This window comes from Synechococcus sp. PCC 6716 (genome assembly GCF_022570815.1).
Classification (GTDB): domain Bacteria; phylum Cyanobacteriota; class Cyanobacteriia; order Thermosynechococcales; family Thermosynechococcaceae; genus Thermosynechococcus; species Thermosynechococcus lividus.
On record NZ_JAKLTU010000012.1, the window covers coordinates 1 to 21,187 of the forward strand.

Genomic DNA, 21,187 nt, shown 5'->3' on the forward strand with positions numbered 1-21,187 from the left:
TAATCACGACCACGGGATAGGCTAGCGTGGACAGCACCAACGCCACTGACCGCTCATAGCCGCCAGTGGATTCTAGAATCACCCGAGCGACCGCCTCAGGCGGACACAGGTGAGTCAGAAGTTCGCGAATCCCACTCGCAGTGTTGCTCACGCGAAAACTCTGCTTCTGGGGGCGTAGATGTACATCTAGCCACCGCTTACACACATCAATGCCAATCCATTGTTCTTGATCCTGCATATCACTTTTGCGCCTGTCTGGGGGTAAATCAGGTGTTTACTCAGCCTTGCGTCATGCGGGTTCTACTGTCCCAACCGATGATTCGAGTTTGACCTGTTGCATCAGAGAGATGACCCTAGCTTCTCCACGATGTCTCGCATCTAAGGGGTGACGGTCTGTCTCTCTAGTTTTAAGATACAAGGGAGCTAAGAGTCTTGTTCCCTCTCCGTTGGGAGAGGGCTAGGGTGAGGGCGGCAAAAGACCATCATACGTCTATTCAGCAACGCCAAATTTTCAAACTAGGGTAGTGCTCAAGATGGGATGTTTTATCGAATGTGAGCGAAAAACCCCGTCCGCTTGCGGCAGGAAGGATGTCAACATATCTATCCTCTTCTATGCTCTTCGTACCCCCTCTTCATGCAACAACGCCATTTGATACAGAAGTTCTGCCCGCTGCCAGTCTTCGGGGGTATCTATATCTACAACTCGCCAGTGGGGAATAACGAGTCCAACACCTGCGCGATGAATACTCACACCGGTCAGCCAAGCGTGTGCTGTTCCCCAGTAAAACTGGCCTGCATCATAGTAGGCGGGTTCTAAGTCTTGGGTGCGTACCTGTTCATACTCTGGGTAAAACGGTTCCATCCGACCGGTCTCGTGTCGCTTCAGTGCCCGCTGAATGGGTGAAGGAAATGTTGTTACCGGAAATGTGTAGGGAGCCTGCACACTCAGCAGTAGCTCTAGGGCTTTATTGAGATCCGCCGCGTGCAACAGGGGAACTGCCGGATAGATACAACAGACGTAGTCTATTTCCCAACCTTGTTTTTGCAAGACTTGGATGCCATGGGCAATGACCGGAGTGGTGCCTGTGTGATCATCTGCTAATACCGCTGGACGCGTAAATGGCACCTCTGCACCCCATTGAGTGGCCACAGTAGCAATTTCTGTATCCTCGGTTGAGACGACAATACGGTCAAACAGACTGGATGCCTGAGCGGCGCAAATAGCATGGGCTAGCATTGGTTTGCCACAAAAGTCACGTATATTTTTGCGGGGAATACGTTTACTGCCGCCCCGCGCTGGAATGATGGCGATCTTCATTCTTTTCCTCAAAGCGTCTATTGCAATCTATAAGCGCTAGACAAACCCTAGCTGTCTTTTTAGGGACTGCGCTAGCCGATCTATTGACCTATGTGCTGACCTCGCTACAGTTGGCCGTTGCCTTTCCCGCAGCCACGGGTGGGGTGTTGGCAGCCTTTGCTAAGTTTGCTAGCATTTTTGCCCTAACGCAAATTCCCTTAGCGATCGCTGAAGGTCTCTTGACGGTGATGGTTTGGAACTGGTTGCAAACCTACAACCGAGAAGAATTGCAAGTCCTGAATTTGATCAAGCAGGAGTCATAACCAATGAGCCGAAAGAATCAACGTTGGAACAATTGGGTATTGGTTGTGGCGGTAGTGGTGCTGGCGATCGCCCCATTATTGCTGGCGCGCAAAGCCGAGTTTAGCGGTGCTGACGCTGAAGCAGAAGCTGTAATTCAGGAGGTTAGCCCAAGCTATCAGCCTTGGTTTAATCCGGTCTTTGAACCAACCAGTGGCGAAATTGAATCACTGTTCTTTGCCGTCCAAGCGGCACTAGGAGCAGGAGTCATCGGCTATGTTTTTGGGCTATATCGAAGCAGGCACGAGCGACAGGCATCCCAACACCACCCAGAAGTGAGCCAGTCTCCAGAATTCAAGGATCATTAGTTGGATCAATGCATCATCATCTCGATGTCTATGCCTACACCAACCGTCTCCGACCCTTACTGCCCCAACAGAAGCTGATCTTTGCCCTAGTCGTGCTGGCGATCGCCCTGATCGCCCATCCTGCCACTCAGGGAGTAATTTTTATCTGGCTCAGCGTATGGACAGTTGGCTATGCTCGAACCCCTTTCAGGGTCTATAGATCGGTACTGGTCGTGATGCTGCTCTTTCTATTGACCAGCGTTCCAGCATTGGTGTTGGAGATTGTCCCAGTGGAGCAACGCGCTCTGACCCAGACGAATTCGTTTGGGGGGCTGGTAGTGGGCAATTGGTATGGTTTTATCAGTCAATCGGGCTTAGTACAGGCGATCGAAGTGGGGGCGCGATCGATTGCCTGTACTTCCTGTCTGTTATTCATTCTATTCACCATTCGATTCGCAGAATTGTTGTCAATCTTGCGTCAATGTCGCATCCCTACTGTGTTAATTGATCTGTTATTTATTATATTACTAATGTATCGATTCATCTTTTTGTTTCTCGATGTCTTAACGCAACTTCAACTGGCACAACGGGCACGCGGTGGTTATCGCACCCGCCAGCGGTGGATGCACAGCAAAGGACTATTAGACAGGACTATTAGTTAGTCAATTGATGGTGCGATCGCTGCAACACTATCACCGCTTTTCTCTTGCTTCCCGTGGTTTTAACGTAAATTTTCAAGTTTACTCCAATTCATCCTATCGTTACTCCAGACGCTATGCGATCGAATCTCTCATTGGATGTGCCGTATTAGTATTTTTAGAATTTAGAATTTAGACGCTTATTTACCTAGTCGATTCCTTCACGCTCTCCATGCCCTCAGTCCTGCTGGAATTTCAAGCCGTTTCCTACCGTTATCCCGGTGCGGCTCAACCTGCAATTCAGGACCTCAACCTATCAATTTTTGCAGGTCAAAAGACTGCCATTCTCGGACACAACGGCTGTGGCAAATCAACCTTGCTTTTGCTGGCAGATGGGTTATACCGTTGTAGTTCTGGTGTGATTTCTTGGAAAGGAGAACCTCTCCGCTATCATGTACCTGCGCTGAACCAATGGCGACAACGGATTAGTCTAGCATTTCAAGAGCCAGAAGAGCAACTGGTTGCGGCAACCGTTGCTGAAGACATTTCCTACGGACTCTACAATTTGTTATTGCCCAGAGCCGAAGTTGCCCAACGCCTGCATCAAACCCTGCACGACTTTTTCCTCCAAGATCTCGCCGATCGCCGTCTTCACCATCTCAGCTTAGGGCAAAAGCGACGGGTGGCACTGGCAGGTGTGATGGCATTACAACCAGAATTGCTGTTGCTGGATGAACCCACTGCCTATCTGGATCGGCGGCAAACTCACCATTTATTGGCAGAACTCGATCGCATCCATACCAGCGGCACGACAATTGTGATGGCAACCCACGACCTTGATCTTGCTTATGCTTGGGCAGATTGGGTGATTGTACTGCATGGAGGACAATTGGTGTTATCCAAACAGGCACAGCAGGTTTTCACACAGGTCGATATCTTGAACCAGTTGCAACTGGGGATGCCCACTCTGCTGGAATGCTGGAATGCGCTCCCGGTAACTTGGCGCGATCGCCACTCTCCCCCTAAAACGGTCGCAGAGTTGCGCTCTAACTGGCTCAATCACTTACCCAGATAACATTGATGACAGCAAGCAAATGGCTGAATCTGATATCACTCCCGAAATTCTTCAGACGATCGAGATTCTGGAAGCCTTGGAAACCTTGCTGGACAAGGCTCCCAGTGCTGAAATCGAGGATATTTTGCAGGAAGCCTGGATTAAGGTGAGTGAAACCTTCCCAGATGATTTCAAAGAGGCTACGCGGGAAGATGCCGGCGCGGAAGGACTACGGCGCTATATCCGCATCAAGGCATTTTTTGAGAGTCCCACCGAGAATTCCGTCAGCCCGAAAGAATTAGAGGCATATTACCGTAATCGTGAACCCGTGGATGAAGATTCAGCAGAGTTTTTCTTTCCAGAGTGAGGGGCGATTCTCCTGCGGAGACACCTTGTGAATGCAACTGCTGATCCAATGGAGCTAAAGTCTTACAGTTCATGGTTGGTTGTTTGCGAGATAATCAAGAATGCCCTGCACGATCGCCCGTGCCATCTGGGTGCGAGTGGCTGGATCGCTGAGTCGTATTGCATCCTCTTGACCCGTCACAAAGCCAACCTCTACCAGCACCGCAGGCATCGCAGTACGAACCAGAACATAAAAGCGACCACGTTTCACACCGCGATCTCGCATTCCGGTATTTGCCAATAGTTGTTGCTGAATATGTTCTGCCAGTCGTTGTCCTTCTCTGTTACCCGCAACATGAAAAGTTTCAATCCCGTTTACCTCTGGACGGCTCATGCTGATGGCATTGGCATGAATACTGACGAAAAGGGTGGCACGAGCACGGTTCGCAATCTCTACACGCGGTTGTAAGCCCAAATCCATATCGATTTGTCGGGTCAGAATTGCCTAGATTCCCTGATTCTCCAGCAAACTAGCGACTTGTAAACTGATGTCTAAGACAATGTCTTTTTCGTAAATCCCGCCAATTCCAACAGCACCAAGATCAGGCTCACCATGACCTAGATCGATAACGACGCTCGGACCCTGCTGGGGTAGAAGATTGGTTGGTTGGGGGGAAGGAACTGGGACTGTTGGTGCAGATTCTATCCTTTCTGGGACTGAGTGGTTGGGAACGGTCATCGTCTCACCAGCAGGCGATGAGGGGGACGGTTGAGCGGTGACCACAACGGTTTGCAGCCAGATCAGTCCAAAACAGCCAACGAATTGCCAATGAAATTTCACGAATTTGAAGTCCAAAAAACTGGAGAGCCGAGTTTTTGCGTTCGGCTAAGTGATGATAATATGAGAATGATTATCATTCATATCGATTATGACCCGTTCTGTTCTTCAGTCCCCTTCTGCCCAAACCAGCGCTGAAATGTTGCGGCGGCTTCGTCATACCTGTGCCCACGTGCTGGCAATGGCAGTGCAGACATTGTTTCCAGAGACCAAAGTAACGATCGGACCTTGGACAGACACTGGTTTCTATTATGATTTCGATCGTCAAACCCCCTTCACCCCTGACGATCTCACTCAGATTGAAACCGAGATGCGCCGCATCATCAACGCCAATTTGCCGATCATTCGAGAAGTGGTCGATCGCGAGCAAATTCGGGCAGAAATAGAGCAGCTCCACGAACCCTACAAGTTGGAAATTCTCGACAGCATCCCTGCGGATGAACCAATTACGCGCTACTTTATTGGCTGTGCAGATACCCTGCAAGGCGTATCAGAGGCTTCCCTATTTCACATCAACGCCGACACCGTTATCCCTAAAACCGGTGGTCAGGGCTGCTGGTGGGACTTGTGTGCGGGACCGCATCTCAACTACACGGGTGAAATTAACCCCAATGCCTTTGCCCTAGAGGGTGTAGCGGGAGTCTATTGGCGAGGGGATGAAACCAAGCCGCAGTTGCAGCGGATCTACGGCACCGCCTGGAAGACTCCAGAACAGCTACAGGCATATCTCACCCAAAAAGAAGAAGCGAAACGCCGCGACCATCGCAAATTGGGGCAAGAACTCGATTTATTTAGTATCCAAGAGGATGCCGGCGGGGGACTGGTCTTCTGGCATCCCAAAGGGGCGCGGATGCGGCTCTTGATTGAAGACTATTGGCGCAAAGCGCATCTGGATGCAGGGTACGAACTACTCTACACGCCGCATATTGCCAATCTTGATCTCTGGAAAACCTCTGGTCACTTCGATTTCTACCGTGAGAATATGTTTGACCAGATGGAGATTGAGACGCAGCAGTACCAGCTAAAACCGATGAACTGCCCGTTTCATGTGCTGACCTATCAAAGCCATTTGCATTCTTACCGGGAACTGCCGATTCGCTGGGCAGAGTTGGGCACCGTCTATCGCTACGAGCGATCAGGTGTATTACATGGTTTGATGCGAGTGCGCGGCTTTACCCAAGATGATGCTCATATTTTTTGCCTGCCCGAACAGGTGGCAGATGAGATTTTGGAGGTGTTGAACTTAACCGAGCAGATTCTCTCTGACTTTGGTTTCACAGAGTATGAGGTCTATCTTTCCACTCGTCCTGAAAAGTCTGTGGGCACAGATGCGATTTGGGAATTAGCCACGGGTGCCTTGGTTCGAGCCTTAGATGCAAAGGGCTGGAATTATGTGACGGATGAGGGGGGTGGTGCGTTCTATGGTCCCAAAATTGACATCAAGATCAAAGATGCGATCGGGCGTTTGTGGCAGTGTTCCACTATCCAGGTCGATTTCAATTTACCGGAACGCTTTGAGATGGAATATGTCGCTGCTGATGGTTCGCGCCAGCGTCCGATCATGATTCACCGCGCCATCTTTGGGTCGTTAGAGCGATTCTTTGGCATTCTCACTGAAAACTATGCTGGAGATTTTCCCCTCTGGTTGGCTCCAGTCCAGGTGCGAGTGTTGCCTGTGAGTGATGATCAACAAGCGTATGCCACTGCGATCGCCCAACAATTAAAACAACTGGGATACCGGGTTGAAGTCGATTCCAGTGGAGAGCGTTTGGGTAAACAAATCCGCACCGCAGAACTGGAAAAGATTCCTGTCGTTGCGGTTGTGGGTAAACGAGAAGTGGAAAACCAGACCTTGAGCGTGCGAACCCGCCAATCAGGAGAACTCGGTTCGTTAACGTTGTCAGAACTTCAGGAAAAAATGCAGAAAGCAATTGAAAATAGACAACTAATTTAGATTAGGAGAAATTATGAAAGTTGCCTACGTTTTTGCTCATCCTCGCGGGGGTACTTACAAGCTAGGACAGATGATTCTGCCCCAGTTGGAAGTCGGTGTACATGGGGTTGAAGTGGTCGGCATGTTCTTCTTCGATGACAACTGCTTCGTGTTGCGAAAGGGCGATCCGATCGGAGAACGGTTGGCGAAGGTAGCGAAAGAACAGAACATTCTGTTGATGATGTGTGATATGTGTGCCCTGGAGCGGAACCTGGCAGAGGGTGAGCCGCGTTGGTGCAATCCGGACGGAAGCGGGCGCAAAGAACCGGGGCAGTGCAGGGTCAAAGATGTCGTCGAGGGAGTGAGCGTTGGTTGTTTTCCAGATTTGTACACGACATTAAGCAGTAATCCTCCCGATCAGGTGATTACCTTATGATTAGCGGTATCGCTCAAAGGTGAATAAGAATGGCAACGGAACAGTTTTCTACTTTAACTTGTCCATCTTGTGGCTACCAAAAAGTAGAGCCGATTCCCTCAGATGCCTGTCTCTACTTCTATGAGTGTGCAGGCTGTAGCACAGTGCTGAAGCCTTTACTAGGCGATTGTTGCGTTTTTTGTTCTTATGGGACTGTGAAGTGCCTCTATCGTGAATCCTGATGCAGGTATTTCTAGACTAGAAGAAGCATGAAAAAAATCACATTAGTTATCGTTGGTTTATTTGCCCTGTTACTCTTTGCTTGCAATCCTGCCTACGCCGATGCAAGTTGCCCAACAGTGACTAAATTAGCTCAGGAGGTCTAGTATGTTGCAAGAATCCGTTACCACAGCAGATTCTCAGTCGAGCCAGTGGTCAAGTGCATGGAATCATACTACCAGTAACTACCTCTGGACACTCCTATTGATTGCGATTGGTGCTTTCAGTAGCATTATCTATCCCCATCCACCTTTCGTGGCGTTTGGCGCGATTGCGGGAACCACGCTCAAACCGAAACGAGCCATCCTTATTGCCCTGTCGATCTGGTTGGTGAATCAAGTCTATGGCTATACGCTGCGGCAGTATCCTTGGTCAGCGGATTCTCTGCTATGGGGATTCATATTAGGGCTAGGAACATTCATTGTCACAGCATTAGCATTACTCCGTCCAACTTTTAGTCAAAGGACATTGAGAGGGTATTGTCTATGGTTAGGTGCGATTACATTCCTTGGCTTTGTCGTGTTTCAATGTCTCATTCTATTAGTTGACTGGTTGCTGATAGGTAGTCATACCCTAACTTGGGCGATCACTCGTGGCATTTTGATCAATACAACCATTTGGACGATCGCGCTGGCTCTGATTCATCTCGTTTTTGTTCAATTTACAACTCGCTCTAATCAATCCATTGCATGAATCTATTTTCCCAAGACAAACCCAATGCTATGGGTCAGCGGGGTGGTTATCATCTTCTGAATCATCTGCTACGTCTCCAGTCACAGTGGACATTAGCCGCAGAATACACGATCGCACCCGTTGAGTGTCTCAGTGCTTGTAATCGTCCTTGCGTCGTTGCCTATGCTGTTTCCCATAAAACTACACTAATGTTTGGTGATTTACCGCCGTTCCAAAGTGCGATGGTCTCCGACCGGCCTTCGGCCATCGCCATTCTGCAACTGGCAGAACAGTACTATCGCAGTTCGGATGGGTTGATTCCCCCAATATTCTCAAGAAGGGAATTTTAGTGAGAATTCCTCCCTGCTAAGCTGCAAGCCCATGTACTGAAAGCAATTACGAGAATAGGCTGTAGGAAATCATTTCATTGTGCTAGAATCTCTTTGAGTTTATTGAGAATATTTATCAATAAACCCAGGCATACCGATTGAGCGTTCCATGAGAGGTCAACACTGTTATTTATCCACCTTCAATTGAGCAAAAAGTAGGAAGACCTCATGAACGATTGCCCTTGTTGCCCTGGAAACCTGTTACGTCACGTCCGTAGCTCTGGTGTCTATTGGTTTTGCCCAAATTGTCGTCAGGAAATGCCAAATTTAGCGACTGCACCTGTTAGTCAACTCATGTTACATGGGAGAGCGGGTGATACCCATCCTACGCGATCGCTCAAAGCGCATACTTTATGACGGCACGCGCACCAAGTCATACAAACCTTGCAGAATGCTATCACCCGTCATGACTAATCGTTAAATATCCTGAGCAATTGACCAATGGCGAATCCCACTCTAATCGCACCAAAGTTTGATAGTCCGGTGATACGTACATTTAAGCGACGAGAACGCCTGCCGCTGCGTGAAAAAAATACCCTCTGGCACATTGAAGCTGGAGCAGTGCGTACCTACACGCTCACCGAAGATGGCACTCTCATTACTCTCGGATTTTGGGGGTTAGGAGACACTGTAGGTCAGCCTCTCGCCTGTATTCAGCCCTATGAAATTGAATGTTTAGAGGATGTTAAGGTGGGTCAGCTTCAGTTTAGTGAATGTTGGGAGTTGAATCAAATGTTATTATCTCACCTTCACCAAACCCAGGTGTTACTGCGGCTTCGCAGTGGGCAGATTTATCAGCGGTTACAGCAATTACTGGGCTGGCTAGCTGATAAGTTTGGTGATGAGTCAGAACGGGGACAACTGATTCGACTGCGCCTGACCCATCAAGATATTGCTGACACCCTCGGCACTACACGGGTAACTGTCACTCGGTTACTGAGTCAGTTTGAACGGGAAGGTCGAATTGGTTGGGATGGACAACAGTTGCTCTTAATTCAAGTTCCCTAAACGTGGTTTATTTCAGGGAAAGTGGATAGCGGTGTTTAACAGCCTGGCATGGGTGATTTTAGTGATGATCTCCTTATCGCTGTTTCAACAAAGTGGAGTCAATGGCAGTAATGCCCATCTGCTGTATCAGTAGCAGTGATCTGATTTCCATCAAATTCCAAAACCCTGCACAGTATTGCTATCCAACCCAGAGTATTCATGTCATTGATCGTTAGCTCTTGCACGAACTGCGCCGATCGTTAAATCGAAAAGGTCATCGGTACATCTAATTGCCATTGCTTACCTTTGTAAAAGAGAAGTTGATAAACGTGTAATTCACTGTAGCGGAACGATGCTTCAAACGATTGCAGATAGAGATACCACATGCGGAGAAACCGTTCATCATAGCGGGGATCGAGGGAAGTGATCGTTGTCTCGTGGGTTGTAAAATTCTTTGCCCACCGTTTCAGCGTTTCAGCATAATGCGGTTTCAAATTCTCGCAGTGTGCGACTGAGAGTTTGGCTGCCCATAGTTCCTGAGCCAATTCATGCAGTTGCGGCGCATAACCACCTGGAAAAATATATTTATCTACCCAGGCTCCATTGCGTTCATCACTTTGGGTCACGATCGTGTGCAGTAGTCCAGTTCCGTTAGCAGTTAATAAATCTGATGCTTTTTGCATGAACGTGGCAAAGTTGCCTTTACCCACATGCTCAAACATGCCAATACTGACAAACTTATCGTACTGTCCCTCCACTTCCCGATAATCAGCAGTGATGATCTCAAGCCGATCGCCCAATCCTCTCTGCTCAATCCGCTCTCGCGCCAGCGTTGCCTGTGGCTCACTTAGCGTTACTCCGGTTCCAGAAATACCGTAGTGTTCGGCGGCATAGAGCAGCATTCCMCCCCAGCCACAGCCGATATCGATCAGCGATTCTCCGGGCTGTAGTGCCAGTTTGCGACAGATCAACTCATACTTCTGACGCTGCATCTGCTCCAAAGAGTCGGTTTCCTGAAGCTGATAGCCACAGGAATAGGTCATCGTCGAATCTAGAAACTGCTGGTAAAAATCATTGCCCAGGTCATAGTGATGCTGAACATTCCTGCGACTGTTTTGAATCAGAATGGGTAAGGTTCGCAACCGTTGTGTGATGATTTTGAGTGCTAGGGCAAGGGTGACTCGATCCCGCGCTTTTGCGTAAACATTACTCCGATAAAATAGCCCAATCAGTTCAACCAAGTTGTTATTCTCTTCATCCCACCAACCGTCCATATAGGCTTCGCAAAAACCCAGCGTACCGAAGGCTAGAAGACAATCGCAGGTATCAGAATTGTGAATGATCAGGTGGAGGGGTAGATCAGAATCTACCTGACCAAAGTGGAATACTTTGCCTTCTGGATTCGTAACCGTTAGATCACCGACTTCAATCAGGCTGAAAAGCTGATAAAGATAGCGTTCTCCAGCAGGTAGTTCATGGATACAATTTGCCAGGCTCGCGGTATGTCCATCACTCAACGCCGGGTTGGGGAGCATCCCAGTTATGCAAAAACACAGAAGAGCGCGAGAATAGAGAGGTCGGGTAAGAGGAAGCAGCGATGACTCCAGAAGAGCAAGAACGAATCAAGGCTTGCAGCCAAGAGATTGCAGAGATTCTTCATCGCAATAGCGATCAAGCCAACTTGAAAACCCTCGAAGGGATCGAGCAAACAGTGAGACAACAGATGCTCGAACACGTCAGTCCAGAGGTTGCCCTTTTTTTGTCAACTGTGCCGTCCGACCTAGAAAAGGGCGAAGCCGACCGCTAAAGAGCTTGGTGGGCAAGTTGCGGGTGCAAAAGCATCAAGCGGAACGGTTGGGGGTCAAGGCGCGGAGTCGGATGAGTGGGGTTTTAGAGAAGGCTTGTTTGCGCCTGAGTGCCAATGAGTCATTCCAGGATGCCGAAGCAGACATTGCGGCATTGACCGGGATAGCAGTGGGACACTCCACCCAACAACGATTAGTCGGCCGCCAAGCATTTGCGTTGCCAGAAGCCAAACAAGGTGTAACTGAGATCAGCATTGACGGTGGGAAAGTGCGCTTACGAGACCTCAAACAGAGCGACAGCCCGTGGCGAGACTACAAAGCAGTGCGGGTGCAGGGGACATACTATGCTGCCTTTTATCAGGACAACCCGACGCTAGTGGATTACCTCAATGCCCAACGGTTGCTTGCCCCGGTGGTGTGTTTAGGCGATGGACATGATGGAGTTTGGAATTTGTTTGCAGACATTGCCTCTGCCGATGCGCGCAGAGAAATTCTCGACTGGTATCATCTCAAAGAGAACCTCTACAAAGTGGGCGGGTCGCTCAAACGCCTCAAACAAGCCGAATCCTTGCTGTGGCAGGGACAAGTGGAACCCGCGAAGGCATTGTTTGCTGATTGTCGAAGGAAACAAGCACGCAATTTTTCAGCTTATCTAGACAAGCATCACGCCCGCATCGTCAACTATGCCCACTACCAAGCTCAACAACTCGCCTCGATTGGTTCAGGGGCGGTGGAATCGGCAGTCAAACAGATTGGACGACGCTTACAAATCTCAGGGGCGCGTTGGAACATTGCTTCAGTCAATCCGATGTTGAGTTTGCGCTGTGCCTACCTCAACGGGTTGCTTGCGAGTTGATTATTTCTGCATAAGTGGGATGCTCCCCCGGGTTGTCCGGTTGAAGGAAGTCTTGCTGAGATCGGTCAATCACCATCTTCTTATTCCTCTACATTCAATATTAAATAGACCTGTCCGAAATATAAAAGGTGGAGAAGAAAGATGGTAGAACGGAGTTTTTGCCGCTCTACCAACGATGAAGAATCCACTTCATTATATTCACAAGTACCCCCACCGCACTTAACGATTGTTGGGCATTGATTATCAACAGTTCCTCCAACTTCTGGAACAAGCCCAGTTGAAACAAGCTGAACAACATTCCACACAGTATTGCGACCCAACTCAGAGTATTGATACCTTTAATCATTTCGTAATCCTCAAATGCCCCTGACCAGGATAGTCAGACTAGGTGTGGTCTGTTAAATTATGCCGAAGTGCAAAACTGCAAGCAATCGGGTCAAACCATTCCACATGAGAGCAGACGAACTTTTAGAACGCTATCGACGGGGAGAACGTGATTTTCGAGGAGTCAATTTACGTGGTATTTATCTCAGGGATGTCCGGTTGCAAGGCATTGATCTAAACTGTGCCGATTTGCGTGGCACATCCCTGATGGGCGTTGATTTCACTGGTGCGAACTTGCATCGTGCCGATCTAAGTGGGGCATTTTTAATTCACTCTAATCTCAGTGCTGCTAACTTAACTCAAGCCAATTTGACCAAGGCATTTCTGATTCTGGCAAACTTGCACCAAAGTTGTTTAACTGAGGCTAATTTGAGTCACACCAATTTGACAAAAGCCAATCTTTCCGAGGTAGTTGGGCTTGCTGAAGCTATCCTGGATCAGACTATTTTGACGGGAGCTTTGCTGCCGCCGCAAAAGGCAGGGCATGAACCATCGCGTTATTTGCAAATCTGGAAAGATTGGCAATTAAAATTCCCGAAGTTTCAGCTTCGACCTAGATCAGATTTATTTGATTTACTGCCCTTTTCAACTGTTGTAGTCCATCGCCAGAAAGTTCGTTAAAATAATCACAAAAAGAAATTTTCTATACAACGCTAAACTGGCTGAGCATTGTTACTCTTCTGGAGTGCAGAGAAAACTTGTTCTGAATTCAGCGATCGCCCAATAAAGACCAATCGAGTTTGATGCGGTTCATTGGGTTGCCAGGGGCGATCGTAAAAGGTATCAAATCGATTGCCAACGCCTTGAACGACTAACCGCATGGCTTTATTGGGCACCGCTACAAAGCCCTTAATCCGATAAATCTCATACTGCTGAACCAGAGATTGCAAGCGACTAACCAACTCCGCTGGGTCAAATGTTTCGTCTAAAATGACATGAATTGAAGTAATGTCTTCATCGTGTTCATGCTCCTCTTCCGTATCATGATGGCTGGGACGGGAGTCGAGATTGTCTTCAACGGCTGCGTTAAACCCTAGCAACAGATCGGGACTAATTTCTCCCTGCTTGCAGGGCACAATCTTGACACCATTTGGCAATTCTTTTTGTAACCACTGCTGAATACGATGTTGAGTCATTAAGTCAACCCGATCAACCTTCGTTAACAACACCATATCGGCACACGCCAGTTGATCTTTAAACAGTTCTTCAATGGGAGTTTCATGCTCCAGATTGTCATCAGCTTGCCGTTGAGCTTCCAGCGCATCTAGATCGCCCACAAATTGGCCATTGGCAAGGGCTTCGCAATCCACAACAGTCACAACGCCGTTAACGGTTGCCCCAGTGCGAATTTCAGGCCAGCGAAAGGCTTGTACTAAAGGCTTGGGCAGAGCTAAACCAGAAGTTTCGATTAAAATGCAGTCGAGGCGATCGCGTCTTTTTAACAACTCCTGTATGGTTGGCAAAAACTCTTCCTGAACGGTGCAACACAAACAGCCATTTGCCAATTCCAGGATGTTCGTGTTGTGATCTTCATCATCGTCACAAACCCCACAGGATTTCAACAACTCACCATCAATGCTGACTTCACCAAACTCATTCACCAGCACGGCAATGCGACGACCCTGATTGTTCTGCAATAAATGACGCACGAGAGTGGTTTTTCCGGCTCCTAAAAAGCCCGTGACGACGGTTACAGGAATTTTGTGCATGATTGACTCCTAAGTGATTTTAAGGTTGGTTCGGCAATGGCGGCAGAACTGCATGAATATTCTGTTTGACGGTCGCAGGGCGGTCTTTGTAGGGAACTTTGCCATCTGAAGCAGTGATATATTGACGGCTAAATTCCAGCAGATCTGGGACTGAATTGGAGGGGGAGAGTTGGCTCAGAATAAAGGTGAGCTTGTTGGGAGCCATGAATGCGACCACACAGGCGCGATCGCACGCTCCCATACAGCGAACAGGTTGAAGCCGGATGCAAGCTTCGCTACTGGTTTCCAACCCATCCTGGAGTTGATTGAACAGGAATTGTCCCTCACTCAAACCCGCTTGCCTCTCTTCAGTTTGAGAGGATTGGCAGAGAATACAAACTAATAAAGTCTCTTGTGACATGGCGTTTCCTGAGAACCTAAACAGAAGCAATCTGGTTTTCCATCGTTTTTGTAGATGGCACGGTGCAATTCGTCCGTACTGCCCGAAACATGCCAAAGCGACATAGCCCAGTTCCAAATGCCAGCCGCATCAATAGGAAGGTGGGCACTTCTCGCAAGGATTTAATCAACCCGATCAAGCCAAATCGAATAATTCCTTCTGGACGCACCACTCCCTGCCAGATGGAATCGAGCCATGAAGGTAGGGTTTCAGCAGTCCAGTCCGCTGTCGTTACAGTTCCCTCGACCAGTCCCGTTGCCTCTAATAATTCCGTAAATCCCTCAATGCTGGAAAATGCCGGATGAGACCATTGATCTAGCAGTTGCTGCATGACGAGTTTTTCCAAAAAATTTAGGGGCTTTTGGCGGTCATCTCGTTGATTCCAGTCCGCCACCACCAAGATTCCACCCGGTTTCAGAACGCGCAATAGCTCTCTGGCAAATTGTGCTTTATCGGGCATGTGAGGACCTGCTTCAATCGACCAGACCACATCAAAACTGGCATCGGGAAAGGACAGTGCCAGGGCATCATCAACTTGGAACTGGGCACTCACCCCAGGCGGTGTCAATTCTTGGGCACGTTTAACTTGCTGAGGACTGATGGTAATGCCAGTCACATGGAAGCCATAATCCCGTGCCAGAATCCGACTACTGCCACCGATACCGCAGCCCACATCTAAAACAGTGGTTTCGGCGGGAAGATGATCGAGTCCTCCCCAGCGCACCATCTCATGCACAAAGTCTTCCTTGGCTTTGAGAAAATTCTTGCGGCGGGGCGGAGTGCCATAGTGCCCTAGGTGAATATGTTCGCCCCAGTAGAACTCCAGAATGCCGTCCTTGGTCCAATCGTCATAGGAATTGGCAACAGAATCAGCAGACTGATACTTGCGGGGAAAGAGCAAGTAAAGGATGAATCCGATCAGCAATAAGGACAGTGAAAGGGCGATCGCCCCTAAGAAAATGTTCATCATGCTAAGTACTTGAACGAATGTAGCTGCATTAGCGTTTCTGCCGAAGAGCAGCTCGAACTTTAGAGAGAATAAAGTTGTTGATGCGATTGATCATTTGCATTGAATCGAATTGAGGAAGTGAATTAGATTGAGAGATGACTTGATGTTTCACAAATGGATGAACGGATGTAGGAATTTTTCCAGAGCGATGCAGGTAATACTTGAGCATAATGGATCTTGAATTGGGCGATCGGTTTAGAGATTCAGTAGCCGTAGTGCTATTGATCATCCGAGTCACGACACAACATTCTTTTGTAATGCACAAATCGCTGGCTGAAACTCCTCCCAGGTTTTACACACTTGCTCGTAACATTGGGGTGGCGTGATCGGTAAATTTTTCAGGTAAAAGAACGTCACTTGGTTAAACGACTCTATCAGAAAGACCAATTCAGTTGTTGGATTGTAAGAATCCACCGCTTCCAGAATGTGAGCATTCATAAAGTGGTGGTGCAGAATCACCGTGTCGGGAGCGGCTAACCAGGCGTTCAGAAAAGCAGCCAGACGCGATCGCTGAATAAAGTAAGTGCGGAAGGATTCTCCCGCAATGCCAACCGTCGGAGAATTAGTGCTGMAAATAATGGCACCGCGTTCCCCGCCGAGATAACCTGCCCAGGCGTTGTAGCCGATCGCCAACAAATTCGTGGCAATAAACTCTTGCTGCCAATCCATCGATTCAGGGACTTCACTCATGGACACCTCCTCTGGGTGTTTAAATCAGGCTGAAATTCTGCCCAGCGTCGTCGCACTTGCTCATAACAGTTAGCTGGGGAAATCGCCAGGTTTTGCAGCAGGTTGATATCTACGGCACCGTCACCAGTGACCAGCACCACGATCGCCTGAGCTGGGTCATAGGTGGCGATCGACTCCAACAAAGCCTGCACCGCTGTTTTCTCTAGTTCCAGTGCTTGCATATAGGTGCAAGATTGGAACTGAGGAATGAATGCCTGATGGAACGTCACAGTATCAATGCGCCAGTCGATAGTAGGAGGGATAGCATCCACGACATCGCAGACAACCATGCCCCGTCCCTGGTTTGCGTAACCGAGCCATGCCGTGTATCCGATGGTCAAAAGATTGTGCTGAATAAAGCGGTTCTGCCAGTAGCCAAAGTTGCCTCGCCAGAGATCATTCGTTGGACGCATTGATTTCCTCCCGAATGATTTTTGCGGCTTCTACCATGTTTTTCAGCGATGGAATCACTTCCTCCCAGCGCCGTGTTTTTAACCCGCAATCAGGGTTGACCCAAATCTGTTCGATCGGTAGATTGGCAATCCCGGTTTTTATCTGCTGAACCATCTGGTCAGTGCTAGGAATGGCTGGACTATGGACATCGTAAACGCCGTTACCGACTTGATGTTGGTAGCCTGCATCCGTAATTTCAAATAGGGTCTCATTGTTGCTGCGGCTATTCTCGATCGACAACACATCCGCATCCAGATGCTCAATGTGCTGAATAATGTCGCCAAACTCGGAGTAGCACATGTGGGTGTGAATTTGAGTTTCGGGCTTGGCAACTCCTGCCGCCAAACGGAACGCATCGACCGCCCAAGACAGATACTCATTCCAGCGTTCTGGCTTCAGGGGCAATCCTTCCCTTAGAGCGGGTTCATCAATTTGCACTATCTTCGCCCCAGCCGCTTCTAAATCTGCCACTTCTTCCCGCAGTGCCAACGCAATCTGCATTGCCTGTTCACTGCGAGGAATATCCGTGCGGGTAAACGACCAGTTAATCATCGTCACGGGTCCAGTCAGCATCCCCTTCACAATTTTATCGGTGAGGGATTGCGCCACCTTGAACTCTCGAATAGTCATAGGTTGGGTTCGGATAACATCTCCGTAAATAATTGGTGGACGCACACAGCGACTGCCATAGCTTTGCACCCAACCGTGTTCGGTAAAGGCAAATCCAGAGAGCTGTTGTCCAAAGAATTCCACCATGTCAGTGCGTTCAAACTCGCCATGTACCAACACATCTAGCCCAGCTTCCTCTTGAATTTGAATGCACTTGGCAATCTCTGCATCGATCGCCGCCTCGTATTCGGCTTGAGTGATTTCACCCCGTTTTAGCTTGACTCGGAGTTGCCGTACCTCTGAGGTTTGTGGAAATGAGCCAATGGTTGTGGTCGGAAAGGGCGGCAGCGTTGGCTGGAGTTTTTTGCGTTGCTCATAGGGCATCGCGCGCTCCAAATGACTGACAGTCAGGTTGCGGAGCCGATCTTGTACTTCTGAATTTACAGGGCTGAACTGCTCAAAGGCTTGCCAGTGGGTTTGCACGACTGCTAATCGATCGCTCAGATCATTACCGTCAAGCGTTTGAGCCAAGAGCACCACCTCATCCAGCTTTTGTTCCGCAAAACTCAACACATTTCGCAGGGGTTCCGCCAGTTTTGTTTCTCGCGTCGCATCATAGGGAACAAATTGCAGGGATGATGAAGGATGCAACCGAATATTTGGCGTAATGCCATAAATGGTTTCTAGTGTTGATAACACTGATTCAGGACGAATTTTCCAGATATTTCGCGCATTCACAATCCCCACACCCAACTGTTTATCGGCTGGAAATCCGTGCTGCTGCAATAAGTCAAGATTGCGTCCACGGGTGAAGTCTAAACTGATGCCAGCAACAGGTAACTTCATCACCCACGGATACGTGGCTCCCAAATCATCAAAGTAGGTGACGAGGTGAATAGGTAAACCCATTCGATGGAGCGAATCATAGGTTGACTGATACAGTTCCTTAAAGTTGTTAGCATCTCCTAGAACCAAAGCGGGTTCATGGATTTGTACTTCAACCACACCCAGATTTTTCAGTTCACTGAGTAAGACGAGATAGCGATCGAGCAGATAGGAAACCGCTTGCTCTAGGTTTAACGCCAGACGACTAAGCCGTACCAAGGTGAGGGGGCCTAGTACAATGGGAACTGCCCGTTCACCCAAGAAAATTTGGGCACGATGCACTGTTTCTAGAAAATCGCTAAAATCTGTTGGTTGTACAATCGGGTCAATTTCGGGCACCAAGTAGTGATAGTTGGTATCAAACCACTTGGTCATTTCTAGTGCTGGAATGCCACCTTTGCCCCGTGCCATTGCAAAGTATTGGTCGAGTCCCGACAGATGACGAAAGCGATCGGGAATCAACCCTAGGCGAATACTCCAATCCAGCACGTGGTCGTAAAGGGTGGAGTCACCAACACCGATGCGATCAATTCCTGCTTCCAGTTGCACCTTCCAGTTTTCAAATTCAACCTCGCGCATCGTTTGCAGCAACGTTCCGATGTCAGACTTATCGTTCCAAAAGGTTTCCAATGCCTTTTTAAGCTCACGATTTTTACCAATGCGAGGATATCCCAGCGTTGCAGTTTGAATGGTCATTGTTGTAGCGTCCTAAGTTCTGTAAATAAGCAAACAAGGAGTACCACCTCCCAATTGGGAGGTAGCCCACGAACAAAAAGACAGAGCGAGAGATCTAACCTTAAATTGCTAGTACAGAGAGTGGCTACCCTTGATCAAGTAGCCTCACCACACAAAAACCTCACGCCCAGCCTACAGAGTTAGCTAAGAACGCTACAACCTTAAAATGTCAATAGAAATCCAGTCGCAAAAGCTTGAAGTTTGCGTCATCCGTACCTCGCAGATGTTTGTGTAACGGGTTTACAACTCGGCGGGCATTCTGACTCAGAGAGTTGCGCCTCTCCTCACAGCTGCGGGACAGCGCCGGATTTGCACCGGACTTTCCCCCTTGCGTCTGATGGCTGATCCCCATCAGAACCGAGCAAGTAGCCTAATAATAACACAATAGGTAAGGTACTATGACACATTCTGAATTTCAAGTCTAGGTGACATACTCCCGCCACTCAACCTTGTTGAGTAAACACAACTTCGGTTAGAGTGCAGGCTTCTCGCTTCGTCGAGGAGCCATTGCAAGAACTCTCTGCAAGCAGACACGGAATGCCCTACCGCGTAGTTGTATTAGATTCCGGAAACGCCGTTTTATATAACCAATTCTGTTTTATCATTGCCAGTCTGCGACTGGCGCGGGGGGGCTGTATCCCGTCACTGACCACCTCTCGACAGTACAGTGCGGGGCTTATCTACCCCCGAACCCCCTCAGCTAAGTTAGCGAACCGCTTATAGCAGTGTGCCTTGGTACTGCATAGGAAGTAGATCAACTGCAGGGGTAGTATCGCTTGCGAAGAACGGCTTCAGTTTTCACCCACTTCACTATATAATGAGAGTGATTTTCATTTTTATAGGTAGTGTGCTGCTAGAACAGTATGTCACCCGTCTCTCACCCCTTGCCTGCCTCCCTTGAGCGAATTATCCAGCGGTTCCAACAGATTTCGGAACCGAAGCGGCGCTATGAGTACTTGCTTTGCTTTGCTAAGCGCTTGCCGCCATTTCCCGATGAGCAAAAGGTGGTAGCCCATCGGGTTCCTGGTTGTGTTTCTCAAGTCTATGTGACTGCGAGTTTGGAGCAGGGAAAGGTGATCTTTCAGGGAGATTCCGACTCTCAACTAACCAAGGGACTAGTGGGGCTGTTAGTTGAAGGATTGAACGGGTTGGCTCCCGCAGAAATTATCCAGTTAACACCCGATTTCATTCAGCAAACCGGACTGGATGTCAGCCTGACTCCGTCTCGTGCCAATGGTTTTTACAATATTTTTCAAACGATGCAACAGAAAGCACTGGTCTATCATCTGTCTGTGACTTACTTGCGAACTTAAAACTGCGACATCTCAACGAAGAAGCAAGCTGCCCGCACTATCAGAAGTTAAGTTCAGAGATACATCAAAGCCGACCTGTTTTAATTCGGATTGATTTTCTCAGTCAATTGATCAACAGGTTTTGCACAGCGACATTCATAATGTTGCAATTTCACATGGTCTCACTGATGAAGAAGTATGGTCAATGGTACAGTATGTCAGTAAAAAAAAAACTCCACGTCGATGTGAGTTCAGTAAAACGATTAGGTATAGATGAGATTTCCTTACGTAAAGGACAAGGAGATTACATAGTTGTTTTGGTCGATTTAGAGCGGTGAATTCCCCTTGCCTTTGCCCCTTCTCGCAAGCAGGAAGATGTGAGGCAAGTGCTTGAGGTATGGGGAGCAGCAGTACTCAATCAAATTATTGAGGTGAGTATTGATCTGTCCGGAAACTATAAAAGTTTGGTTCATCAACTCCTACCTAATGCTATGGTGGTTGCCGACCGATTTCATGTTATGAAAATTGTGAATCAGGAATTGGATAAGGCTCGACAAAGTATTTGTAAAGCGAATGAGCAGACGGTAAATGAAGTCCAGAAAGCCCAGATTGCAGCCGCGCTCAAACAAAGTAAATATGCCTTACTCAAGCCGGAGGAAAATCTAACTCAGAAGCAAAAAGCAAAACTGGAAGAAATTCGAGAAGTAGTGCCAAGTCTGGCTCGAATGCATCAGGAGAAGGAATCGTTTAGAGCCATCTTTGAGATCGGAAGAGATTCGAAAGATGGA

General features: G+C 48.4%; 23 protein-coding genes, 2 pseudogenes and 1 riboswitch. Of the genes and pseudogenes, 15 read left to right on the plus strand and 10 right to left on the minus strand.

Annotated features, from left to right (window positions below):
* Together L5220_RS07750 and pseF are read right to left on the minus strand one after the other, a co-directional pair.
* Positions 1-238: pseudogene (locus L5220_RS07750) on the minus strand (hypothetical protein); the annotation flags it as partial.
* Positions 239-610: 372 nt separating this feature from the next.
* The gene (pseF, locus tag L5220_RS07755; RefSeq protein WP_099798188.1) at positions 611-1,318 is read right to left on the minus strand and encodes a pseudaminic acid cytidylyltransferase; all 708 of its coding nucleotides are present in this window, start codon (positions 1,316-1,318) and stop codon (positions 611-613) included.
* Positions 1,319-1,338: 20 nt separating this feature from the next.
* On the opposite strand from pseF, the gene L5220_RS07760 reads away from it, so the two are divergent.
* The 5 genes from L5220_RS07760 to L5220_RS07780 all read left to right on the plus strand — a co-directional run bounded on the left by L5220_RS07760 (position 1,339) and on the right by L5220_RS07780 (position 4,003).
* Entirely contained in the window at positions 1,339-1,620 is a 282-nt protein-coding gene (locus tag L5220_RS07760; protein ID WP_499572769.1) for an energy-coupling factor ABC transporter permease, read from the plus strand.
* A 3-nt stretch (positions 1,621-1,623) separates the two neighbouring features.
* Entirely contained in the window at positions 1,624-1,965 is a 342-nt protein-coding gene (locus L5220_RS07765; protein ID WP_499572771.1) for an energy-coupling factor ABC transporter substrate-binding protein, read from the plus strand.
* A gap of 8 nt (positions 1,966-1,973) precedes the next feature.
* Positions 1,974-2,606 carry a cobalt ECF transporter T component CbiQ gene (gene cbiQ / locus L5220_RS07770; RefSeq protein WP_499572773.1) on the plus strand — a complete coding sequence of 211 codons (633 nt, stop codon included), beginning with the start codon at positions 1,974-1,976 and terminating at the stop codon, positions 2,604-2,606.
* 208 nt (positions 2,607-2,814) lie between these two features.
* A complete protein-coding gene (locus L5220_RS07775) occupies positions 2,815-3,657 on the plus strand; it encodes an energy-coupling factor ABC transporter ATP-binding protein (protein WP_499572775.1) in 843 nt (280 codons plus the stop codon).
* 19 nt (positions 3,658-3,676) lie between these two features.
* Positions 3,677-4,003, plus strand: a complete 327-nt coding sequence (locus L5220_RS07780) for a hypothetical protein (protein ID WP_499572777.1) — start codon at positions 3,677-3,679, stop codon at positions 4,001-4,003.
* Between the two features lie 69 nt (positions 4,004-4,072).
* On the opposite strand, the pseudogene L5220_RS07785 reads toward L5220_RS07780, so the two are convergent.
* Positions 4,073-4,720: pseudogene (locus L5220_RS07785) on the minus strand (N-acetylmuramoyl-L-alanine amidase family protein).
* A gap of 190 nt (positions 4,721-4,910) precedes the next feature.
* Here L5220_RS07785 and thrS point away from each other — a divergent pair.
* From thrS to L5220_RS07815, 6 genes are all read left to right on the plus strand, one after another.
* Positions 4,911-6,773 (plus strand): threonine--tRNA ligase, encoded by a 1,863-nt coding sequence (thrS, locus tag L5220_RS07790; protein WP_499572779.1) that lies wholly within the window; start codon positions 4,911-4,913, stop codon positions 6,771-6,773.
* Positions 6,774-6,786: 13 nt separating this feature from the next.
* A complete protein-coding gene (locus tag L5220_RS07795) occupies positions 6,787-7,188 on the plus strand; it encodes a SaoD/DsrE family protein (protein WP_499572781.1) in 402 nt (133 codons plus the stop codon).
* A 29-nt stretch (positions 7,189-7,217) separates the two neighbouring features.
* Complete coding sequence (locus tag L5220_RS07800) at positions 7,218-7,409, plus strand: GDCCVxC domain-containing (seleno)protein (protein WP_499572783.1); 192 nt, start codon at positions 7,218-7,220, stop codon at positions 7,407-7,409.
* A 145-nt stretch (positions 7,410-7,554) separates the two neighbouring features.
* Complete coding sequence (locus L5220_RS07805) at positions 7,555-8,139, plus strand: hypothetical protein (RefSeq protein ID WP_499572785.1); 585 nt, start codon at positions 7,555-7,557, stop codon at positions 8,137-8,139.
* Positions 8,136-8,468 carry a DUF1636 domain-containing protein gene (locus tag L5220_RS07810; RefSeq protein WP_499572787.1) on the plus strand — a complete coding sequence of 111 codons (333 nt, stop codon included), beginning with the start codon at positions 8,136-8,138 and terminating at the stop codon, positions 8,466-8,468. Before L5220_RS07805 ends, L5220_RS07810 begins: the two co-directional genes overlap by 4 nt.
* Positions 8,469-8,990: 522 nt before the next feature.
* Positions 8,991-9,515 carry a Crp/Fnr family transcriptional regulator gene (locus L5220_RS07815; RefSeq protein ID WP_499572789.1) on the plus strand — a complete coding sequence of 175 codons (525 nt, stop codon included), beginning with the start codon at positions 8,991-8,993 and terminating at the stop codon, positions 9,513-9,515.
* Between the two features lie 239 nt (positions 9,516-9,754).
* Here L5220_RS07815 and L5220_RS07820 read toward each other — a convergent pair whose 3' ends face one another.
* Complete coding sequence (locus L5220_RS07820; protein ID WP_499572790.1) at positions 9,755-11,029, minus strand: class I SAM-dependent methyltransferase; 1,275 nt, start codon at positions 11,027-11,029, stop codon at positions 9,755-9,757.
* 62 nt (positions 11,030-11,091) lie between these two features.
* Between L5220_RS07820 and L5220_RS07825 the strand changes: the two genes are divergently transcribed.
* Positions 11,092-12,155 (plus strand): ISKra4 family transposase gene (locus tag L5220_RS07825; protein ID WP_499572792.1). Its coding sequence is split into 2 segments (ribosomal slippage): positions 11,092-11,248 and positions 11,248-12,155, totalling 1,065 coding nucleotides; the frame shifts between segments, so codons are not numbered across the junction.
* Positions 12,156-12,560: 405 nt separating this feature from the next.
* Complete coding sequence (locus L5220_RS07830; RefSeq protein ID WP_499572794.1) at positions 12,561-13,160, plus strand: pentapeptide repeat-containing protein; 600 nt, start codon at positions 12,561-12,563, stop codon at positions 13,158-13,160.
* Positions 13,161-13,192: 32 nt separating this feature from the next.
* Here L5220_RS07830 and cobW read toward each other — a convergent pair whose 3' ends face one another.
* The 6 genes from cobW to metE all read right to left on the minus strand — a co-directional run bounded on the left by cobW (position 13,193) and on the right by metE (position 19,068).
* Entirely contained in the window at positions 13,193-14,248 is a 1,056-nt protein-coding gene (cobW, locus tag L5220_RS07835; protein WP_499572796.1) for a cobalamin biosynthesis protein CobW, read from the minus strand.
* A gap of 19 nt (positions 14,249-14,267) precedes the next feature.
* Positions 14,268-14,648, minus strand: coding sequence for a DUF1636 domain-containing protein (locus tag L5220_RS07840; RefSeq protein WP_499572798.1), 381 nt, complete (start codon positions 14,646-14,648; stop codon positions 14,268-14,270).
* Between the two features lie 16 nt (positions 14,649-14,664).
* Positions 14,665-15,654, minus strand: coding sequence for a methyltransferase domain-containing protein (locus L5220_RS07845; protein ID WP_499572806.1), 990 nt, complete (start codon positions 15,652-15,654; stop codon positions 14,665-14,667).
* Between the two features lie 276 nt (positions 15,655-15,930).
* On the minus strand, positions 15,931-16,386 hold the full coding sequence (locus L5220_RS07850) for a hypothetical protein (RefSeq protein ID WP_499572800.1): 456 nt from the start codon (positions 16,384-16,386) through the stop codon (positions 15,931-15,933).
* Complete coding sequence (locus L5220_RS07855; protein ID WP_499572802.1) at positions 16,383-16,838, minus strand: hypothetical protein; 456 nt, start codon at positions 16,836-16,838, stop codon at positions 16,383-16,385. The genes L5220_RS07850 and L5220_RS07855 overlap by 4 nt, the downstream gene beginning before the upstream one ends.
* Positions 16,822-19,068: a 5-methyltetrahydropteroyltriglutamate--homocysteine S-methyltransferase gene (gene metE, locus L5220_RS07860; RefSeq protein ID WP_499572804.1), complete on the minus strand. Its 2,247-nt coding sequence runs from the start codon at positions 19,066-19,068 to the stop codon at positions 16,822-16,824. Before metE ends, L5220_RS07855 begins: the two co-directional genes overlap by 17 nt.
* A 271-nt stretch (positions 19,069-19,339) precedes the next feature.
* Positions 19,340-19,484, minus strand: a riboswitch (cobalamin riboswitch).
* 486 nt (positions 19,485-19,970) lie between these two features.
* Here metE and L5220_RS07865 point away from each other — a divergent pair.
* Together L5220_RS07865 and L5220_RS07870 are read left to right on the plus strand one after the other, a co-directional pair.
* Entirely contained in the window at positions 19,971-20,420 is a 450-nt protein-coding gene (locus L5220_RS07865; protein ID WP_448533034.1) for a SufE family protein, read from the plus strand.
* Positions 20,421-20,737: 317 nt separating this feature from the next.
* Positions 20,738-21,187, plus strand: a 450-nt coding sequence (locus L5220_RS07870) for an ISL3 family transposase (protein WP_499572808.1), incomplete at its 3' end; no start/stop codon positions are given.

Excerpts from the sequence above, each read along its gene's own strand:
- pseF (WP_099798188.1), bottom strand. The coding sequence starts at position 1,318 with ATGAAGATCGCCATCATTCCAGCGCGGGGCGGCAGTAAACGTATTCCC.
- L5220_RS07775 (WP_499572775.1), top strand. The coding sequence starts at position 2,815 with ATGCCCTCAGTCCTGCTGGAATTTCAAGCCGTTTCCTACCGTTATCCC.
- L5220_RS07845 (WP_499572806.1), bottom strand. The coding sequence starts at position 15,654 with ATGAACATTTTCTTAGGGGCGATCGCCCTTTCACTGTCCTTATTGCTG.
- L5220_RS07800 (WP_499572783.1), top strand. The coding sequence starts at position 7,218 with ATGGCAACGGAACAGTTTTCTACTTTAACTTGTCCATCTTGTGGCTAC.
- L5220_RS07780 (WP_499572777.1), top strand. The coding sequence starts at position 3,677 with ATGGCTGAATCTGATATCACTCCCGAAATTCTTCAGACGATCGAGATT.
- metE (WP_499572804.1), bottom strand. The coding sequence starts at position 19,068 with ATGACCATTCAAACTGCAACGCTGGGATATCCTCGCATTGGTAAAAAT.
- cobW (WP_499572796.1), bottom strand. The coding sequence starts at position 14,248 with ATGCACAAAATTCCTGTAACCGTCGTCACGGGCTTTTTAGGAGCCGGA.
- cbiQ (WP_499572773.1), top strand. The coding sequence starts at position 1,974 with ATGCATCATCATCTCGATGTCTATGCCTACACCAACCGTCTCCGACCC.
- L5220_RS07865 (WP_448533034.1), top strand. The coding sequence starts at position 19,971 with ATGTCACCCGTCTCTCACCCCTTGCCTGCCTCCCTTGAGCGAATTATC.
- L5220_RS07805 (WP_499572785.1), top strand. The coding sequence starts at position 7,555 with ATGTTGCAAGAATCCGTTACCACAGCAGATTCTCAGTCGAGCCAGTGG.
- L5220_RS07795 (WP_499572781.1), top strand. The coding sequence starts at position 6,787 with ATGAAAGTTGCCTACGTTTTTGCTCATCCTCGCGGGGGTACTTACAAG.
- L5220_RS07765 (WP_499572771.1), top strand. The coding sequence starts at position 1,624 with ATGAGCCGAAAGAATCAACGTTGGAACAATTGGGTATTGGTTGTGGCG.
- L5220_RS07855 (WP_499572802.1), bottom strand. The coding sequence starts at position 16,838 with ATGCGTCCAACGAATGATCTCTGGCGAGGCAACTTTGGCTACTGGCAG.
- L5220_RS07810 (WP_499572787.1), top strand. The coding sequence starts at position 8,136 with ATGAATCTATTTTCCCAAGACAAACCCAATGCTATGGGTCAGCGGGGT.
- L5220_RS07830 (WP_499572794.1), top strand. The coding sequence starts at position 12,561 with ATGCCGAAGTGCAAAACTGCAAGCAATCGGGTCAAACCATTCCACATG.
- L5220_RS07840 (WP_499572798.1), bottom strand. The coding sequence starts at position 14,648 with ATGTCACAAGAGACTTTATTAGTTTGTATTCTCTGCCAATCCTCTCAA.
- thrS (WP_499572779.1), top strand. The coding sequence starts at position 4,911 with ATGACCCGTTCTGTTCTTCAGTCCCCTTCTGCCCAAACCAGCGCTGAA.